We start from the raw sequence: 14,382 nt of genomic DNA on the forward strand, positions 1-14,382 counted from the left end.
AGAATTTTAGAATTTTAGAATTTTAGAATTTTAGAATTTTAGAATTTTAGAATTTCGCGGCGCGCAGATTAATAGACAAATTAAAACGCGCCGCAGCAAGTGGTGCTAGCAGCTAGTTTGCAGCGTCTTGGAGCTCTTCTTCGATCTCGGAGTTGCTTTTTACGACCATGCCTGAGCCATGAATGACGCTAGGCATGCAGGATGTGCAGATATGCACCGTCTCGCCGTTTTTATGCGCCTTGATAAAGACCGCATTTTCATCGTCGCTGCTTTTTAGCGAACATATATTGCAAATGTAAATATCACCTGATTTCATAGAAATCCTTTCTTAAAAAATTTTGCACTATTTTATGAAAATTTCAAAATTTTTCATTGATTTTAGTTAATCTTTAGCGATTTTTATTGCGGGCGCTTTCGTCTATCAGCACTATGTGCGTCAAAAAGATGATGAAAAATAGCTGGAAAAATAATCCTACCAGCGGGATCAAACACAGCAGATAAAAAATAAAAGCGCTTAGGGCAAATTTATATCCGCCACCCATTTTATAAGAGCGCTCGAAGCTTTTCGCGCTTAACGCATTTGAAGCGACGTCGATTAGAACCAGCTTGTAATAGATATAAAAAAACGGCACGTTGATTATAAATAAATTTATTACCGGCACAAACAAAAGCACCGAGCAGATGAATAAGATCGCTAAAAATTTTAAAATTTCAAGGCTCATTAGCTTCAGTACTCGCGCCGTGCTCGCTTCATCCGCGCGGATTAGGCGGTAGTGGCGGGCGTTGATCTCTTTAGTGACTGCGGGCGTCAGAAATCCTGCTATGATAAGCGCACAAAACACGCTAAGCATCAGTACCGCAAAGCTGGCAAACACCGAAAAAATCGCGCCGATAATCCACTTCGTAGCAGCAAAGCTTAGAATTTTTGCAATTACCGGGAAGCGCTGCTCGTCCAAGAAGCTAAAATCGCCGCTTTGCGCGCCCTGAGAAAGTGCGTCAAAAAGCTCTTTGCCGCCGAAAAACGCGAGCGTGCCTAAGATTATGAGCGAGCACACAAGTGGTAGTAGCGAGAGCAAAATAAATTTGCGCGTAAAAAAATCCTGCTTCGCCAAATTAAAAATTCTACCCATGTATGCTCCTATTTGCGTTATTTTAGCGACTTTTGCGACGGAATTTGAGCTTGGCTGCCGCACCGCGCCTCATCAATCCGCTCGCTTGGCTCATTCGCTTGCTTTAGCCGGCTCATCCTGCCTTATAATACGAAATTTATGCTTTGATCGCTCGCCCGCGTTTAATCTGCTTGTTTATCGTGTGTAAAAAAGAAACTAGATCTAGCTTGGTTTTTACCTGTTGCAAATATTTATTTGCTTGCTGCGCGGAATTTTGCCACTTGTATGCAAGCAAAGCATTGCGTAAAATTTCAGGCACAAAACTGCAGAATTTCAAATCAAAGCCCTTTTTTAAAATTTGCCTGCCGAAATTTTATAGATGAAATTTCAAAATTTCAAAGGGAAATCTCGCGCGCAAACCCACGACTTCACCTCGTCGCGTCGTAGATCTTTTGCAATTGCTCGTAAATTTCGTTTGCGCTTACTGCGCCTTTTGATAGCGCCTCGATTAGCACCTCGTTATCTTCAAGGTCTCCCCAGATTTTGCGGTAGCTGCCCTCTTTGTAACCGTGGTCTTGGCGGAATTTATTTAGCACGTTTTTACCGATATATTTGGCAAAAAGAATGTCTAAGCTCACGCCACATTTAATCGCCACGCGAAAAAAATCGGTCAAAAGCTCGCCGATATGCAGATCAAAGCCGCTTGTTTCGTGGATTATGAGCTCGATGTCATTTACGATCTCGTAGATGCTGTATTCGCGCACATCGTAGGCGTAGGAGCTAAACTCCGCAAATCCGCTTACTGCCGTGACGTCACTTACGATGTGATCGATGTCTTTGCCGCCGTAATATTGCTCTAAAATATAGCTCATCACGAAGTGCCAAATATCAACGATCTCGATGACGATATTATTCACGTCCGGCGCTGCAGAGATATTTTTCCAATGCTTCCACGCAAAGCTATCGATAAGCTCTGCACATTCCATGTAAATGCAGCGCTTCCAGTTGATAAGTTTGCCGTTTTTTGTATAGCCGTCCTCCCAGCCCACGCCATTTGTTTCGTCGTTTAGGGCTTGCTGCATCAAAAACATCTCTTTTACTTTTTTATAATTTTCCATAAAAATTCTCCTAATTTTGGCTCGCGATTATAGCTAATAAAAGAAAATCATTGTATAATTTAACAAAAAGGAGGCTTAAAATGTGTGCTGCTCAGGATAAATTCGACGAGTTTTTAGGCAGGATGAAACTCCTATCTCTCGGAGTTTTGCGCAATAATCTGCCATATTGCTGCAGTGCATTTTACGCCTACGATCCGCAAAATAAGGAGCTCATCATCGCAAGCGCGAGCGACTCTGAGCATATCAAAGCAGTCTTTGCCAACCGCGGAGTTGCGGCTACGGTCGCGCTGGATACGAAATTTGTAGGCAGGATCAAAGGCGTACAGATTTGCGGCCATATCCGTAGCGCGGATGAGCGCGAAACCTCGCTATATCTTAAGCGCTTCCCGTTTGCGCGCGCGATGGAAACTGATTTTTTTACTATCAGAATCGATTGGATGAAAATGACCGATAATACTTTAACTTTCGGCAAAAAGCTAATTTGGGAACGCTAGTTCGCTAATAAATCGTCTATTTATTTTTACGAAATTTTAAACTTTGCGAGGATTAAATTTTATCTAGTAAGATTTTGAATTTGCATAAATTCTATCTTGTCGATTTTTCAAAGAATTTCACCATTAGATCCGCTTTAAAATTTCCGCTCGGTTGGTTTTTGGAATTTTACAGCATGGAATTTAGCGTAAAATTTCATCTTGCAAGCTGAGGTTGTCGCAAATTTTATTCCCTTAGAAGCGGAACCTGCCGCGTAGAATTTCTTTAAAATTCTAAAATTTCGCTTTTCAAATTTAGCCTGGCGCTCAAGCTTAGCTCTGCCGCTCCCTGATTTCGCTTACCAGCCGCCCGCCAATCGCGTAGTCGTCAGTGGATATTTCGTCTATCGTCACGACCGTGGTTTTCTCGCCCCTGCCTAGCACGGCTACGAGGGCGTCGGTGAGGTTTTTGACGAGGCTTGCTTTTTGCTCGCGACTTAAGCCGCCGCGCTCTTTGGTGATTTTAACGTTTATGTAGGGCATTAATTCTCCTTAAAATAAACGTAATTGTAACTAAAATTTCGTCTGTGCGCCTGAAAGTGCGAAATTTTATGTTAAAATCGCCGTGATCTGAATTTAAGGAGAAAATATGCCATTGTTAGATAGTTTTAAGGTCGATCATACTCGTATGAATGCCCCTGGCGTGCGGCTCGCAAAGAGCATGCGCACCAAAAGCGGCGATAAAATTAGCGTCTATGATCTGCGGTTTTGCCGTCCGAATTTAGAGATCATGAGCGAGCGCGGCACCCACACGCTGGAGCATCTTTTCGCTGGCTTCATGCGCGAGCATCTAAATAGCGCGGACGTCGAGATCGTCGACATCTCGCCGATGGGGTGCCGCACGGGATTTTATATGAGCGTGATCGGCACGCCTAGCGAGAGTGCCGTCGCGGCGGCGTGGAGCGCAAGTATGAAGGATATTTTGGGCGTAGCCTCTCAAGCGGATATCCCCGAGCTGAATAAATTTCAGTGCGGCACCTTCGCGATGCACTCGCTAGCGGAGGCTAAACAGATCGCGCAAAACGTGTTAAATAAGGGTATCGGCGTGATCAAAAACGACGAGATCGCGCTGGATCCAAGCAAGATAAAATAGTTTTGAAATTTAAGAGATAGCGCAAAATTCTAACGCTATCTCTTTGAGCGCCGCTTGTTCCGCGATCAGTGTATAACGCACCATAAAATATTATCGTAAAATATGCAAAAATTTGAGACACAAAATGCGTATCTGCTAAAACAAACCAGAGGTAGCATCTATTTATAAGCCGATTTAGCTTTATAAACCGACTTAGCGCTTGGCGTAAAGTCTGCGTCACGCGAGGCTCTTGATAAAAGCTACGATTTGGCTTTAAGCTGGGTGGCAAAAGCGCGCAAGCAAAGCTCATATCAAATTTAATAAATTTATCTCGTAGGTCGGCTTTAAATTTAGAAGAATTTTTAAAATTTTGTCTTAAATTAAAGCCGAAATTCTATCCGCAAATACCCTGCTTATGCACATTATTACTTTCAGATGCGATCTTCAATCCTCCAAAAAAATCGTATAGCAAAACGAGAATTTAAAATTTTTATTTAAGGTTTCGTTGTGAGTTTGGCGCTTGAAATTTCACTTTCGCTGCACGAAAAGAATGCTAAAATTCCGTCGAAACCGCGCCGGATGCGGTGAACTTAAAGGAGAGAAAATGCAAAGAATTTTTCATATAAAAGATGCTATTTGTAGCGACGAGCGAGCCGTAAAAACGACATTTTTTACTACGGAGGCCACTTGCAGCGCGGTTTGGATCGTCAAACGCGGCCAGGTCGTAGCGCCGCATATTCACCCAGACGGCGATGACGTGTGGATCTGCTTAAGCGGACGCGGCGTGTTTTATCCGAGCAAGGGCGAGGAGGTGCCGATCTGTGCGGGCGATCTAATCATTTCCAAAAGCGGAGAGTGCCACGGTATGAAAAATACGGGCGATGAGGATTTTGTGTTTGCAAGCGTTACGGCGCCGATTCCGTGCGGCTACGAAGCGATTTGAATTAAAATTCGCCAGAGATTTTGTGGCATTCGTAAAATAAATTAGCGCCGCAAAGAGTTGAATCAGAATTTGCCCGTAGCGTTAAATTTCATAAATTTAGCCGCGCTTTTGTACAATTTCAAGTGCCGCGCAATCTGCGGCGAGATTAAATTTGAGGCAAAAGATGTATGAGGATTTTACGCAAGAGCTAAAGGACGAGCGCGCGCAAAAGAAGCGCAAAGCTAGGGCGCGCGAGGCAGAAACAGATCGCAAGCCTGTACGAGACGCGCCTCGAGGTATGCCGCTTTGGCGCAAGATCGTGCTTGGCGCGACATTTGTATTCGCGGCTTTTAGCGCGCTTATTCTGTCGGCGGTTATAAATTCCACAGACGACTACTCGCCGCGGGACGACGAGCAGATCAAATACAGCGATTTTTATAAAAAAGATGGCGAAATTTACGCCCTCGTGGTGGGCGCGGGCTATTTTGCGATACCGGACGCGGATGCGGCGAGCTTTCGGGTTTTGGATTTCGGCTCCGGCTACCGCTCCAACGTCGCGGCGGATAAAAACGCCGTATATTGCGGAAACATCGCTATGGGCGAGCTAGAGCCCGTGCGCACGAAAGCCGTGGCGTTCGGATACGTAAGCGACGGGCGGATCAGTTATTTTTGCGACGGCGAGGCGGTACCTAACGACGCGCTGGGAGCGCTTAAGCTCACTTATCAAACCTTGGCGCATATTTTTTGGGATGCGCCCAAGCCGCAAAGCTACGTTTATAAATTTAAGCGAATCGCCGCTACGGATCTGCGCCAAATCGCGGGCGTATATTACGCTGCGCAGGGCTCTCGCGCGTTTTATAAAGGAGAGATTTTGCCGGGCGCCGATGCCGCGAGCCTGCGCCAGATAGAAGGAAGCGACGGCAGGGCAAGCGAAGTTTATGCCGCGGACGGCGCGGGCGTGTATTTTAAAAACCTCCGCCTTGACGCGCGCGATAACGGCGGGCATTACGAACTTTTGAGGCAGCGGTTGAGCTATTTTTTGTGGGATGCGAAAAGCGGCGACGTTTTTGCGAATGATTTAAAATTTGACCTCGCTGCCGCGCCCTATACTCCGCTAAATAGGCAGCTTGCGCATTCAAACCATCTGCTTTTTGCCTCCCCTGGCGGCATCTACTATTTCGACGAGAACAACGGAAAGCAAAAGCGCGCGGCAGACAACCCCTTTGCAGGCGAGGTTCGCGCGCTTAGCGGCAGCGTATTTCAAAGCGGCGAGCGGATATATTTTTTGGAGCGCGCGGATGTCTGGGGCGGCGGTCGCAGCACTCGCAGGCTAGTCGCTCGCAAAAGCGGGCTTTTCGCGCTCGATCTGCCGCACGAGTGGCGCAGGGTCGGCGGCGTGCACGGCGGGCTATACGGCTGGATCTATTCAAACGGCGGGCGATTTTTCTACTTCGACGATCTGGGCTCTTCGCAGCTGATAGATCGGTGCATTTATGAGATCAGGGATCTAGACTTGGTTGAAATTTTGCTTCAAAAAAGCAGCTTTGGCACGAGTAAAATTCGCGAGATGATAAAGAGCGGCGGGCTTAAGGCGGTGGACGGCGAGCTGCTTTTTGAGGTAAAGACGCGAGTGGAATTTTAGCCGCGATTTGAGCACAATTCGAGTGCAGAAAGCGCTGTTAAATTTTAAAATTTTTAATTTTATTTCGGCATAAATTTATAAAATTTAAATGTCGTCGTGGGCTCTAGCGCAGATTTAGAATTTCATTACAAATCGCCTTAAGAGGGGGATGGCAAATTTCGTTTCGCGCCATCGCGACAGCTCGCGAAATATTTTGTATCGATCGCGATCTTTGCGTCGCGTCGCGCTTAGATAAGGCGTCGCCGTAAATTTTATTTTATCGCCGCAACTTTCGTAAAATTTGGCTAGCAGTGTAGGCGTACACAGCGACAGAGCGTAAATTTAAGAGCCTCAATCGCAAAGCTACGCGCATAAAATTTGCGTGCCGAGCTCGCAAGATAAAATTTAACGGCTTGGATTCAAAAGCGCAAATATCTTACTTCGATATAAAATTTAACAGAGTGAGTGCATATCAAGCGGCGCGATCAAAGCGCCGTTTTGCAAACCCGCGAGCTTTAAATGAAGCTAAACAAAGCGCTATTTTATAAATCCGCTTGCCACTACGCGGTCGCGCTCGTCGTAAAAAACCGCAAGCTGTGCAGGAGCGATGCCGGCTGCGGGTGCGGACAGCACGGCATGCACGCCGCCGTCCTCGCGCGGCGAAATTTTAACGGGGAGTTTGGCGCTGCGGTAGCGGATCTTAACGCCGAGACCCACTATATTTAAAATTTCATCCCTGCTTAAAAAGGCGTTAAAATTTTCGGTGTCGAACTCGTAGGTCGCCAGCTCGTCCTTGCCGCCCACGACGATCTCGTTTTTACTCGGGTCTATGCTTAGCACGAAGTGCGGCTCATGCGCGCCGTGCACCGTAAAACCGCGGCGCTTGCCGATCGTGTAGTGCATATAGCCCTCGTGAGTGCCGATGGCGTTGCCCGCGCGGTCGCGCACGATGCCGGGCATTTTAGTGCCCGTATGACGGTTCAAAACGTCGATGTAGGTGGTGTCCACAAAGCAGATCTCGCTGCTTTCGCTCGCAGAAGCGATCTGCGAAAGCTCCGCATAGGCGCGCGCGGCCTCTTTGACGTCCTTTTTATACATCCCCCCAAGCGGAAAGAGCATAAACTCAAGCGCGGCGGGATCGATGTTTGCTAAAAAATAGCTCTGATCTTTGCTAAGATCGATCGCGGCTTTTAAAAGCCCGTCCTCGATACGGACATAATGCCCCGTAGCTAGGCGCTCAAAGCCCTGTTCTCGCGCAAATTCCAAGAGCTTGCCGAGCTTTATGCGGCGGTTACACAGCGCGCACGGATTTGGCGTAAGACCGCTTATATAAGCCTGCACGAAGGGCTCGTAAACATCGCGATTAAAATCATCCTGCAGATCCAAAATGTGGATTTTTATACCCAAAAACTCGCCCACCTTGCGGACCTTGGCGATGTTCGCCTCATGATAGCCGGGCTTTGCGTGCAGCTTCATATAGCAGCCCTGCACCTCGTGACCCGCGTCTTGCAGCAGCTTCGCGCACATCGAGCTGTCCACGCCGCCGCTCATCGCGACTAAAATTTTCATTCGTTCTCCTTACGTCGCACATCCGTTAAAATTTCATCCACGCTGTCGCAGAGCTTAAAATTTTGCAGATCGCTTTCGTTTATCGCACCAGATTTTAGCAGTGAAGTGCGGAAAAACTCCATTAGCGGTGCGTAGAATTCCTCGTCGTAAAGATAGATCCGTGCGCGCTTAAAGCCCGTCTGCACCAGCACTAAAATTTCAAATAGTTCATCCAGCGTCCCAAAGCCGCCAGGAAAGATGACGAAAATTTCGCTGTTTTCGATGAGAGCGCCTTTGCGCGGCGCAAATGCCGAAAATTTCGCGCCCTGCGTCAAAAAGCCGTTGCTTTTTTGCTCAAACGGCAGCATGATGTTAAAGCCCACGCTGTGCGTTCTTGCTCTCGCAAATGCGCCTCGGTTGGCGCCTTGCATAATGCCGCCACCGCCTCCGGTGATGATCGAGTATCCTAAATCGGCGAGTCCCTCGCAGAGCTTTTGCGCGTCTTTTACGTAGCGATTATCTTCGCTAAAACGTGCCGAACCGAAGATTGTGGCGCTTTTGCCCACGTTTTTGAGATTGTCGCGGGCGATTTTGATGTCTTTTAAAATTTCTTTTAGTTGCATGATTAATCTATCTTTTGTGTATATTATTTAAAATTTTAGCTTTAAGAATACCATTAAATTTTTAAAATTCCGTTTAAAAAGGCAGAATTTACGTGATTTAAAATCTCGTTGTAAATCATACTAAGTTGCTAAGTTTTCGTAAGAATCCGCCGACGCCGCGGTAAGCACTCATATCGATCGGCTCCAAGCCCTGTTTGCTCAAAAATCGCGAGACACTCTGTCTAAGCGCGATGGTAGCGGGCGAAAACGGATAGTGTGAGTTAAAAAGCGCGCGATTTTGTGAGCAGACGGCTACTTGTTTGCAAAACGGCACAAAGCCTAGCAGTTTAAAGCCCAACTCGCTTATATTGCGGTGCGCGACCGACTTTAGATTTTCGTAAATCATAACGGCATCATCCTCGCTCGCGGTGAAATTTAGCAAAAACAAAACCTCTTTTTTGCTCGCCCCAAGCGTCTTTAAAAGCGCGTAGGTGTTGCTGATCGAGCAGGGTTCGTTCGCACACAGCACGATATTTTCGTCGCCGATGCTCAAAAAATCTCCAAGATACTCAAGCCCCGCATCGATCAAAATAAAATCGAAGATTCCCGCATCTTTCAGCTCGCTTGCGAAGCGAGCGGGGCTTTCGTGAGCCTTTGCGTTTGCGGAATTTCCGGCTTCTTCGGGATTTGATGAGCGGGCGGAATTTTTCATTTCATCTTTACTCGCGGAATTTTGAGAATTCTCGTCATGGATTGAATTTTGCTTGGTGAAATCATCGCTTTTAAAATTCTCTAGGCTTTCTGATTCTGTAAAATTCCATCCATCTTCGCAATTTTGCGGTTTTTTGGCTGCACAATTCGTAGAATTTTTTGTGGCGTTTGCTATCGAATTTAAAGCGGTGGAATTTTCTGAGTTGTTTTTGCCATCAGAGTTCGTGAGTTTTTGCGCGTAATTGTGCGAGCCACCACTTTCGTCGTCTTGCGAGCTTTGCACGACGTAATTATCTGCGTTAGAGCTTGCGTTTTTGATAGAATTTTGCGCCATAGAATTCGTGTTATTTGTAAAATTTTGTGAAGGCACGGGATTTTGTGAAGCAAGCGCGGGCGAGACGAGAGTTAAATTTTGAGAAATTTTTACCGCGACGGCGCTTGGCAGCGAAATCCTCTTTCTTTGCAAAGCGTTTAAGATGATCTCTTGATTGTTTAAATTCGGAGCTTCGATGATCGCCGTGCGGTAGCCCTGCTCGCTTAGAATTTCGGCGAAATTTGCTGCAATCACGCTCTTGCCGACTCCGCCCTTGGCGCTTAAAAAATTTACGATTTTAGTTTGCATATCAGTCCTCTTTTAAATTTCATCTCTCCAAGTGGCAAAATCACGCTTATGCGCTCGCAAACACCAGGATGCGGCAGCGCGAGCCGTTCACAGGCACGCACCTTTGCGCTTGCATATAAAATATCCACGTCCAGCGTGCGCGGCGCGTTTTTGAAGCTCCGTTTGCGCCCAAATCGTAGCTCCGCGCGCTGCATGATTTTAAGCAATGTAAGCGGTGGCAGAGAGCTTTGCACGATCATCACGGCGTTTAAAAAATCGGGCTGATCTAAAAAGCCGAACGGCTTGTTTTTTAAGATTGGAGAATTTTGCGCTACGAAAAAGCGCGCGTCGCTTTGCAAAACGCGATAAAATCGCTCGAAGCGTCGCCTGACATCTCCTAAATTCCCGCCGAGTCCAAGCAGGTATAAATTTTTAAAATTTCTGCGCTCGCGGCGTCTCATCGGGAAAACGGCGCTTTTTACGACGCACAGCGCGTCCGCGCACTCGTAAAATCCATTTTTCTTAAGTCGCATGTTCACCCGAGCTACTCTCATAAAATTTCAGCCCCGTTTTCGCGCACGACCACGACGTCCTCGATGCGCACGCCAAACTCGCCGGGCAAGTAAATCCCAGGCTCCACGCTAAAGACCATCCCCTCTTTTAGCACGGTATCTCCGCGCTTTGAGATGAACGGAAGCTCGTGTATATCGACTCCGACGCCGTGTCCGGTGCTGTGGAAAAACGCTTCGCCAAAGCCCTGAGCGGCGATAAAATCCCTAGCCGTCGCGTCGATCTCGCGTGCCTTTTTACCGGGCATAACCGCCGCGATCGCCAGAGCTTGCGCCTCTTTTACGATCTCGTAAATTTCTTGCCGTTTGGCGTTTTTAAAATTTTGTTCCTTGCCGAAGTTAAAATTTTCGTCAAAGCACGCCGTGCGCGTCCTATCCGAGCAGTAGCGATTAAATTTAACCCCCGCGTCAAGCAGGAGCAAATCGCCCTCTCTCAGCCGCTTTTTACCGGGCAGAGCGTGCGCTTTGGCGGCGTTTTCGTTGATTGCTACGATAGGCGAAAAGCTAAGCGCGAGCTCGCCCTTTTTCTTAAAGATGAGCTCGGCGTTAAAAAACAGCTCCTCCTCGCTCATCCCTTCGCCGCTAGCGCGCACGAAGGCGGCAAATTCGTCAAACCTCTCCGCACCTAGCTGCGCCGCTTGCTTTAAAATTTTTATCTCATCCTCTGATTTTACTATGCGCGAAATTTGCGAAAAATTCGCCCGTGCCTTAAATCTTATCCCAAGCCCTTTGCTCAGCGCTTCCCACTCGCCCGCGCTAAAATCGTACGGGTTGTAGCTAAGCTCCTTTACGCCCGCCTTTCGCAAAAACAGCCGCGTGTCTTTTATCAAATTTCGCTCGACCTCGATCACTTCGGTATCTTGGCAAAGCTCGCGCGCCTCGATGCTATAACGCGCATCAGTGAGGAAAAATTTGCGCCCCGCGAGACTTAGAAATATCGCGTTGTCGCAGCTGTATCCGCACTCGTGGTAAACAGCGTTTTCGTCCTTTAAGATAAAATTTTTCAAATTTAATCCCAAACTTATTTGGCTTTCTGCTCGGCTCTGGCGGCTTTGATCTGCTCAAAAATTTGAATCATTCCGATCATCGCCAGATGGTATCCCACGGGGCCGAATCCGATAATCTGACCCGCTGTTACGGGTGCTATTAGACTTTTTTGTCTAAGCTCCTCTCTGCGAGCGATGTTTGAGATATGCACCTCGATCACGGGCAGACTGACTGCGGCGAGCGCATCTCGGATAGCGAGCGAAGTGTGCGTGTAGGCGGCGGGATTGATGATGATGCCGTCGCAGGTGCCGAAGCACTCTTGGATCTTATCGACGATCTCGCCTTCGAAATTACTCTGAAAAAATTCGATCTCGTTACCGCTCTGATCGGCGACCGCCTTCATCTGCTTATGGATATCCTCCATCTTCATAACCCCGTAAATAGCGGGCTCGCGCATACCAAGCATATTGATATTCGGTCCTTGAATCACCATAATTTTCATTTTTGCGTCCTTGTTTTGAAATTTAAGCAAAAATTATAACCAAAGCGAGCTTATTTTTTACTATGGCGCTAAATTTGCCCACTCAAGCCTGGCTGCTAAAATTTTAACTCTAAATTTAGCACGGAAGAGAATTTTATGCTAAAATCACGCGCTGTTTTAGATAAGGAAAACGATGAGAATTTTAAGGGCGAAGTGGGTTCTTTCTTGCGATGAGAATTTTAAAATTTTAAAAGATGGCGCGATCGTCTTTGATGAGAAAATAATCGAGGTCTGCGGCTTTGCGAGTGCGGCGCGCAAATACCCGCAAGCCGAAATTTTGGACTTTAGCGGCGACATAGCGATGCCTGCGTTTATAAATCCGCACGTGCATTTGGAATTTAGCGCAAACAAAGGCACGCTGTGCTACGGCGATTTTCTGGAGTGGCTCGGTAGCGTCATCGCCTCAAGACAGCAGCTTGACGCCGCAGCGCGCGGACGGCTGATCGCAGAACAGATCATTGCGATGATGCGAAGCGGCGTGGGTACGATCGGCGAAATTTCAAGCTTCGGCGGCGAGGCTGAAGCTTGCGCACAAAGCGGCATTAGAACTGTGTTTTTCAATGAAATTTTAGGCGCGAGCAAGGACGCTGCGGCGGAGAATATCTTGAAATTTAAGCAGCGTTTTGAGCGCTCAAAGGCGCTTGCAAGCTCGCTTTTCATCCCCGCCGTGTCGGTACACTCGCCGTACTCGACGCACCCGCAGATTACGGAGTTTGCGACCAGGCTTGCCCGCGAAAACGGGCTTGCTATAAGCACGCATTTTATGGAGAGCTCGTATGAGCGGCAATGGCTGCGCGCGGGCCGCGGTAAGCTTAAAACCTGGCTTTCTAAATTTAACCCCTCTCCTGCGCCTTTTTACTCGCCGCAGAGCTTCGTAGCGCATTTTAGCGGGCTTCGCACGCTCTTTACGCATTGCGTGTGGGTGGATGATTTTAGCATCTTTGATCCGAAGCTCCACTCGATCACGCACTGCGCGCGCTCCAACCGCCTGCTTAGCAAAAAGCAGCTAAGCTTTAAAAAGCTGCTCGCAAGTGGACTTAATTACAACATCGCTACCGACGGGCTTAGCTCAAATTTCAGTCTAAGCTTTTTAGACGAGCTGCGTGCAAATTTAATGATGCACGACGAGCTGGGTTTGGCAGAGCTGGCGCGAGCGCTAATTTTAGGCGCGACGAGAAACGCTGCTGCGGCACTTGGGCTAAGCTTGGGCGAGCTGAAAGCCGGTAAGCTCGCCGACATCACCGTTTTTGAAGGCATTGAGTGCGAGCAGAGCCAGCTGCCGCTACAGCTCATTTTGCAGAGCAAAAACGCAAAATCACTTTTTATCGAAGGAATGAAATGCAATTTCTAAAAAACATCTTTGCGCCGATCGGCGCCGTGCTCGGGTTTATCAACAAATACTTTAAATCCCTGATTTTTCTGCTTATTTTGTTTTTGATTTTTGCAGGTGGCGAAGGTACGCAACAAAAGGGCGCCAATCTCGCTCAGCTTTCGCTAAGCGGCGCGATAATGGACGATAGCGAAATTTTAGAAAAGATCGAAACTCTGAAAAACGACGAGGCGATTAAGGGAGTGCTTCTGCTGATCGACAGCCCCGGCGGCGCGCTAAGCCCGAGCGTGGAAATTTCGCTGGCTATCAAATCACTAAACTCGCGCAAGCCGGTCGTTGCTTACGCTAAGGGCACGATGGCGAGTGGCAGCTACCTAGGCGGCGTGTGGGCGAGTAAAATTTACGCAAATCCGGGCAGCTTCATCGGCTCTATCGGCGTGATCATGCAGGGCTTAGACGTGAGCGAAGCTGCCGCTAAATTGGGACTTTCAGAACAGATCGTCAAAGCGGGCGAGCTCAAAGAGGCGGGCACGATGATGCGAAAATGGAGCGACGCGGAGCGCGCGAGCCTGCAAGCCCTGGTGGACGAGAGCTACGAGCTATTCACGCGCGAGGTAGCGCAGGCGCGCTCGCTGGATCTTAGAAAGCGCGATACGTGGGCGAATGCGCGAGTGTTTTTAGCTAGCGGCGCCAAAGGCGTCGGGCTTATCGACGAGGTGGGCTCTTTAGAGGACGCCAAGAGCGCGCTCGTAAAGGCTAGCGGCGTAGCAGATCCGATCTGGCAGGAGCCCTCGGCGTATGAGAAGATGATAGATAGGCTAGCAAATAAAAGTGAGAGTTTGGTGCGCGGTGCATTCGGCGCAAAGCTGATGGCGTATTAGAATTTTAGAAATTTCGCAGAAATTTTAAATTATGAGGAAATTTTAAAAGTAGAATTTTGTATATAGAAGCTACACCGGGTTTGATTACTTTTAAATTTCCTCGCTTTTACATTTGGCGTTTCTTTAAAATTTTACCCTTTTTGTGAATTTTTCTTTGTTTAAGAACTCCTCATTTTTCTACTAATTATTCAGCCCCCTTTAAGCATCACTCTTGTATAATCACAATTCTGTTTCGCATCG

At 47.6% G+C, this 14,382-nt stretch carries 16 protein-coding genes; 6 read left to right on the forward strand and 10 right to left on the reverse strand.

Annotation, left to right across the window (positions count from 1 at the left end; all coding sequences use genetic code 11):
• Positions 1–112 precede the first annotated feature (112 nt).
• The 3 genes from Q0537_RS08060 to Q0537_RS08070 form a co-directional block, all read right to left on the reverse strand.
• On the reverse strand, positions 113–316 hold the full coding sequence (locus Q0537_RS08060) for a hypothetical protein (RefSeq protein WP_005869903.1): 204 nt from the start codon (positions 314–316) through the stop codon (positions 113–115).
• A 73-nt stretch (positions 317–389) separates the two neighbouring features.
• Positions 390–1,130: an EI24 domain-containing protein gene (locus Q0537_RS08065; RefSeq protein ID WP_298978039.1), complete on the reverse strand. Its 741-nt coding sequence runs from the start codon at positions 1,128–1,130 to the stop codon at positions 390–392.
• Positions 1,131–1,537: 407 nt separating this feature from the next.
• Complete coding sequence (locus Q0537_RS08070) at positions 1,538–2,227, reverse strand: dUTP diphosphatase (protein ID WP_299226893.1); 690 nt, start codon at positions 2,225–2,227, stop codon at positions 1,538–1,540.
• A gap of 80 nt (positions 2,228–2,307) precedes the next feature.
• Between Q0537_RS08070 and Q0537_RS08075 the strand changes: the two genes are divergently transcribed.
• Positions 2,308–2,721, forward strand: coding sequence for a hypothetical protein (locus Q0537_RS08075; protein ID WP_177386822.1), 414 nt, complete (start codon positions 2,308–2,310; stop codon positions 2,719–2,721).
• Positions 2,722–3,030: 309 nt separating this feature from the next.
• On the opposite strand, the gene Q0537_RS08080 is transcribed toward Q0537_RS08075, so the two are convergent.
• The gene (locus Q0537_RS08080) at positions 3,031–3,240 is read right to left on the reverse strand and encodes a 4-oxalocrotonate tautomerase family protein (protein WP_299226896.1); all 210 of its coding nucleotides are present in this window, start codon (positions 3,238–3,240) and stop codon (positions 3,031–3,033) included.
• Between the two features lie 106 nt (positions 3,241–3,346).
• On the opposite strand from Q0537_RS08080, the gene luxS reads away from it, so the two are divergent.
• The 3 genes from luxS (at position 3,347) to Q0537_RS08095 (ending at position 6,393) form a co-directional block, all read left to right on the forward strand.
• A complete protein-coding gene (gene luxS, locus Q0537_RS08085; protein ID WP_299226899.1) occupies positions 3,347–3,850 on the forward strand; it encodes an S-ribosylhomocysteine lyase in 504 nt (167 codons plus the stop codon).
• 583 nt (positions 3,851–4,433) lie between these two features.
• Complete coding sequence (locus Q0537_RS08090) at positions 4,434–4,772, forward strand: cupin domain-containing protein (RefSeq protein ID WP_299226902.1); 339 nt, start codon at positions 4,434–4,436, stop codon at positions 4,770–4,772.
• Positions 4,773–4,935: 163 nt separating this feature from the next.
• Positions 4,936–6,393, forward strand: coding sequence for a DKNYY domain-containing protein (locus Q0537_RS08095; RefSeq protein WP_299226905.1), 1,458 nt, complete (start codon positions 4,936–4,938; stop codon positions 6,391–6,393).
• A gap of 516 nt (positions 6,394–6,909) precedes the next feature.
• On the opposite strand, the gene mnmA is transcribed toward Q0537_RS08095, so the two are convergent.
• The 6 genes from mnmA to aroQ all read right to left on the reverse strand — a co-directional run bounded on the left by mnmA (position 6,910) and on the right by aroQ (position 11,892).
• Positions 6,910–7,941, reverse strand: coding sequence for a tRNA 2-thiouridine(34) synthase MnmA (gene mnmA, locus Q0537_RS08100; RefSeq protein ID WP_299226908.1), 1,032 nt, complete (start codon positions 7,939–7,941; stop codon positions 6,910–6,912).
• Entirely contained in the window at positions 7,938–8,543 is a 606-nt protein-coding gene (locus Q0537_RS08105) for a TIGR00730 family Rossman fold protein (RefSeq protein WP_299226911.1), read from the reverse strand. Before Q0537_RS08105 ends, mnmA begins: the two co-directional genes overlap by 4 nt.
• A 115-nt stretch (positions 8,544–8,658) precedes the next feature.
• Positions 8,659–9,855, reverse strand: coding sequence for a P-loop NTPase (locus Q0537_RS08110; protein WP_299226913.1), 1,197 nt, complete (start codon positions 9,853–9,855; stop codon positions 8,659–8,661).
• On the reverse strand, positions 9,837–10,388 hold the full coding sequence (gene folK / locus Q0537_RS08115) for a 2-amino-4-hydroxy-6-hydroxymethyldihydropteridine diphosphokinase (RefSeq protein ID WP_299226916.1): 552 nt from the start codon (positions 10,386–10,388) through the stop codon (positions 9,837–9,839). Before folK ends, Q0537_RS08110 begins: the two co-directional genes overlap by 19 nt.
• On the reverse strand, positions 10,385–11,410 hold the full coding sequence (locus Q0537_RS08120) for a M24 family metallopeptidase (RefSeq protein ID WP_299226919.1): 1,026 nt from the start codon (positions 11,408–11,410) through the stop codon (positions 10,385–10,387). Before Q0537_RS08120 ends, folK begins: the two co-directional genes overlap by 4 nt.
• A 14-nt stretch (positions 11,411–11,424) precedes the next feature.
• Positions 11,425–11,892 (reverse strand): type II 3-dehydroquinate dehydratase, encoded by a 468-nt coding sequence (gene aroQ, locus Q0537_RS08125; protein ID WP_005869936.1) that lies wholly within the window; start codon positions 11,890–11,892, stop codon positions 11,425–11,427.
• Positions 11,893–12,064: 172 nt separating this feature from the next.
• Here aroQ and Q0537_RS08130 point away from each other — a divergent pair, with 172 nt between their 5' ends.
• Entirely contained in the window at positions 12,065–13,282 is a 1,218-nt protein-coding gene (locus Q0537_RS08130) for a metal-dependent hydrolase (RefSeq protein ID WP_299226922.1), read from the forward strand.
• Positions 13,270–14,142 (forward strand): signal peptide peptidase SppA, encoded by an 873-nt coding sequence (gene sppA / locus Q0537_RS08135; protein WP_299226925.1) that lies wholly within the window; start codon positions 13,270–13,272, stop codon positions 14,140–14,142. Before Q0537_RS08130 ends, sppA begins: the two co-directional genes overlap by 13 nt.
• Positions 14,143–14,382: the final 240 nt, after the last annotated feature.

The organism is uncultured Campylobacter sp. (assembly GCF_938017775.1).
In the GTDB taxonomy this organism is placed as follows: domain Bacteria; phylum Campylobacterota; class Campylobacteria; order Campylobacterales; family Campylobacteraceae; genus Campylobacter_B.

What these genes read in the sequence shown, in the direction of transcription:
- Q0537_RS08060 (WP_005869903.1), bottom strand. Translation starts at nt 316, where the DNA reads ATGAAATCAGGTGATATTTACATTTGCAATATATGTTCGCTAAAAAGC.
- Q0537_RS08065 (WP_298978039.1), bottom strand. Translation starts at nt 1,130, where the DNA reads ATGGGTAGAATTTTTAATTTGGCGAAGCAGGATTTTTTTACGCGCAAA.
- Q0537_RS08070 (WP_299226893.1), bottom strand. Translation starts at nt 2,227, where the DNA reads ATGGAAAATTATAAAAAAGTAAAAGAGATGTTTTTGATGCAGCAAGCC.
- Q0537_RS08075 (WP_177386822.1), top strand. Translation starts at nt 2,308, where the DNA reads ATGTGTGCTGCTCAGGATAAATTCGACGAGTTTTTAGGCAGGATGAAA.
- Q0537_RS08080 (WP_299226896.1), bottom strand. Translation starts at nt 3,240, where the DNA reads ATGCCCTACATAAACGTTAAAATCACCAAAGAGCGCGGCGGCTTAAGT.
- luxS (WP_299226899.1), top strand. Translation starts at nt 3,347, where the DNA reads ATGCCATTGTTAGATAGTTTTAAGGTCGATCATACTCGTATGAATGCC.
- Q0537_RS08090 (WP_299226902.1), top strand. Translation starts at nt 4,434, where the DNA reads ATGCAAAGAATTTTTCATATAAAAGATGCTATTTGTAGCGACGAGCGA.
- Q0537_RS08095 (WP_299226905.1), top strand. Translation starts at nt 4,936, where the DNA reads ATGTATGAGGATTTTACGCAAGAGCTAAAGGACGAGCGCGCGCAAAAG.
- mnmA (WP_299226908.1), bottom strand. Translation starts at nt 7,941, where the DNA reads ATGAAAATTTTAGTCGCGATGAGCGGCGGCGTGGACAGCTCGATGTGC.
- Q0537_RS08105 (WP_299226911.1), bottom strand. Translation starts at nt 8,543, where the DNA reads ATGCAACTAAAAGAAATTTTAAAAGACATCAAAATCGCCCGCGACAAT.
- Q0537_RS08110 (WP_299226913.1), bottom strand. Translation starts at nt 9,855, where the DNA reads ATGCAAACTAAAATCGTAAATTTTTTAAGCGCCAAGGGCGGAGTCGGC.
- folK (WP_299226916.1), bottom strand. Translation starts at nt 10,388, where the DNA reads ATGAGAGTAGCTCGGGTGAACATGCGACTTAAGAAAAATGGATTTTAC.
- aroQ (WP_005869936.1), bottom strand. Translation starts at nt 11,892, where the DNA reads ATGAAAATTATGGTGATTCAAGGACCGAATATCAATATGCTTGGTATG.
- Q0537_RS08130 (WP_299226922.1), top strand. Translation starts at nt 12,065, where the DNA reads ATGAGAATTTTAAGGGCGAAGTGGGTTCTTTCTTGCGATGAGAATTTT.
- sppA (WP_299226925.1), top strand. Translation starts at nt 13,270, where the DNA reads ATGCAATTTCTAAAAAACATCTTTGCGCCGATCGGCGCCGTGCTCGGG.